The following is a 2,413-nucleotide window of genomic DNA, read 5'->3' on the forward strand; positions in this document are numbered from 1 at the left end:
CTCCCACAACACGCCCCCCCCACCCCCCCCCACCCCCCCCCACCCCCCCCCCCCGCCCGCGGGGTACAGCGTGTTTATACGATAGAAACGGTCAATTGGACGGCTAACGCTGTCACTTGCGCGAAAACTCGACGAATGTCGCGATCACTTGCTCGATTTGCGAGCGATTGACGTCCATGTGCGTGACCATGCGCAGACGAGCGGCGGCACTGAGCTTGATCCCGCGTTCAGCGGCGAACGCCTTGATCGCTTCGGCCTGGTCACCCATCTGCACGTAAACCATGTTGGTCTGCACTGGCTCTACGGTGAAACCTGCGCCGCGCAGGCCTTCGGCCAGAAACGCTGCGTTGGCGTGGTCATCCGCCAGACGCTCGACGTTGTGCTCCAGCGCATACAGTCCCGCCGCTGCCAGCAATCCAGCCTGACGCATGCCGCCACCGACCATTTTGCGCAGACGTCGGGCCTTGCCGATCAGCTCGACCGAACCGCACAGCACCGAACCGACCGGCGCGCCGAGGCCTTTGGACAGACAAACCGAAACCGAATCGAAATACTGGGTGATTTCCCACGCATCGACACCGAGCTTGACCGAAGCGTTGTACAAACGCGCGCCGTCGAGATGCAATTGCAAGCCATTGTCCTGGGTGAAACGACGCGCCCGCGCCAGATATTCCAGCGGCAGCACTTTGCCTTGCATGGTGTTTTCCAGCGCCAGCAGACGGGTGCGGGCGAAGTGAAAGTCATCGGGTTTGATCGCTGCGGCGACCTGATCGAGATCCAGCGAACCATCGGCCTGCACTTCCAGCGGCTGCGGCTGGATTGAACCCAATACCGCCGCGCCTCCGCCTTCGTACTTGTAGGTGTGCGCCTGCTGACCGACGATGTATTCGTCACCGCGCTCGCAGTGCGCCATCAGGCCCAACAGGTTGCTCATGGTGCCGGTCGGCACGAAAAGCGCCGCGGCGAAGCCCAGCCGTTTGGCCAGTTCCGCTTCCAGACGAATGACCGTCGGATCTTCGCCATACACATCGTCACCGGTGGCGGCGCGGGTCATCGCGTCGAGCATGGCGGTCGATGGTTGGGTGACGGTGTCGCTGCGAAGATCGATAACGCTCATGAACCTGGCCTCAAGTCAGCAGGGGAATTCCCTTTACGAAGTTGAATTACTGCGGTCATGGCGAAGATTAATCAACCCTTGGCGCAGGAATTCTCCTCACAAGCGTTCAAAAAATCTGATGGCAATCATCAGAAAGGCGCAATGCATCGCCCGCCAATCTGTGATAAAAACGCTGCGCCGCCCGAGAAAGGGCGGCAAAAACGTTCTCAGGGCGGGGTGCAACTCCCCACCGGCGGTAATTGCGCGCAATGCGCATAGCCCGCGAGCGCTTGGCGACGGACACGGCATTTTGCGGTGCACGGCGGCAAGGTCAGCAGACCCGGTGTGATCCCGGGGCCGACGGTCATAGTCCGGATGAAGAGAGAACGGGATTAACGCCAAAGGATCGTCCGCAGGCATGCGTGCCAGCGTGCGTACCCTTGAATCCCCTTCGATTCATAACGCCCTGTTTTTCACACAAACAGGAGTCAGAACATGCAACCCACCGCTATCGACAGCAAGACCAAACACCATCAGGGCGAGCGCGTTGCGTTCATCCAGGCCTGCTGGCACAAGGAAATCGTCGACCAGAGCCGTAAAGGCTTCATCGCCGAAATGATTGCCCAGGGTTATCAGGAATCGGACATCGACTGCTTTGAAGTCGGCGGCGCCTTTGAAATGCCCCTGCACGCCAAGCTGTTGGCCAAGACCGGTCGTTACGCCGGCATCGTCGCGGCAGCCCTGGTTGTGGACGGCGGCATCTATCGTCACGAGTTCGTCGCCCAGTCAGTGGTCAGCGGCCTGATGCAGGTGCAATTGGAAACCGAAGTACCGGTGTTCTCGGTATCCCTGACCCCGCATCACTTCCATTCCGGCGAAGAACATCAGAAGTTCTTCTTTGAGCACTTTGTGCACAAGGGTCAGGAAGCGGCAAAAACCTGCGCTGACACCTTGCAGAAAATCCGTGCCCTGCGCCGTACCGAGCCGCGTGCTGTAGCGGTCTGATCCAGACTTGAACTGAGTGAAGTCTGGAATTTCACTCAGTTCACTGTGGGAGCCAGCCTGCTGGCGATGGCGTCGTATCAGTCGACATTTAAACCGACTGACACAGCGCAATCGCCAGCAGGGTAGCTCCCACAGTGGTTTTATATCGACCTTGCGACTGGGTCAGACGAGATGTTCGTCAGTGGTCGGCACGATCAGGACGCCCGCCCGCAGAAGGATCGCTGCTGCAGCGGTCCAAACACCGGACAAACTGTGGGAGCCAGCCTGCTGGCGATGGCGTCGTATCAGTCGACATTTAAACTGACTGACACA

Annotated in this window: 2 protein-coding genes and 1 riboswitch; of the genes, one reads left to right on the forward strand and one right to left on the reverse strand. The window is 59.5% G+C overall.

Annotation, left to right across the window (positions count from 1 at the left end):
• Positions 1-112: 112 nt before the first annotated feature.
• The gene (gene ltaE, locus ACIOZM_RS27470) at positions 113-1,117 is read right to left on the reverse strand and encodes a low-specificity L-threonine aldolase (protein ID WP_401219764.1); all 1,005 of its coding nucleotides are present in this window, start codon (positions 1,115-1,117) and stop codon (positions 113-115) included.
• 198 nt (positions 1,118-1,315) lie between these two features.
• Positions 1,316-1,488, forward strand: a riboswitch (FMN riboswitch).
• A gap of 103 nt (positions 1,489-1,591) precedes the next feature.
• Between ltaE and ACIOZM_RS27475 the strand changes: the two genes are divergently transcribed.
• The gene (locus ACIOZM_RS27475) at positions 1,592-2,101 is read left to right on the forward strand and encodes a 6,7-dimethyl-8-ribityllumazine synthase (protein ID WP_401219767.1); all 510 of its coding nucleotides are present in this window, start codon (positions 1,592-1,594) and stop codon (positions 2,099-2,101) included.
• The last annotated feature ends 312 nt before the right edge of the window (positions 2,102-2,413 follow it).

Source organism: Pseudomonas sp. NPDC087346 (genome assembly GCF_044744235.1).
In the GTDB taxonomy this organism is placed as follows: Bacteria; Pseudomonadota; Gammaproteobacteria; order Pseudomonadales; family Pseudomonadaceae; genus Aquipseudomonas.

Coding starts and splice junctions, on each gene's coding strand:
- ltaE (WP_401219764.1), bottom strand. CDS start 1,117: ATGAGCGTTATCGATCTTCGCAGCGACACCGTCACCCAACCATCGACC.
- ACIOZM_RS27475 (WP_401219767.1), top strand. CDS start 1,592: ATGCAACCCACCGCTATCGACAGCAAGACCAAACACCATCAGGGCGAG.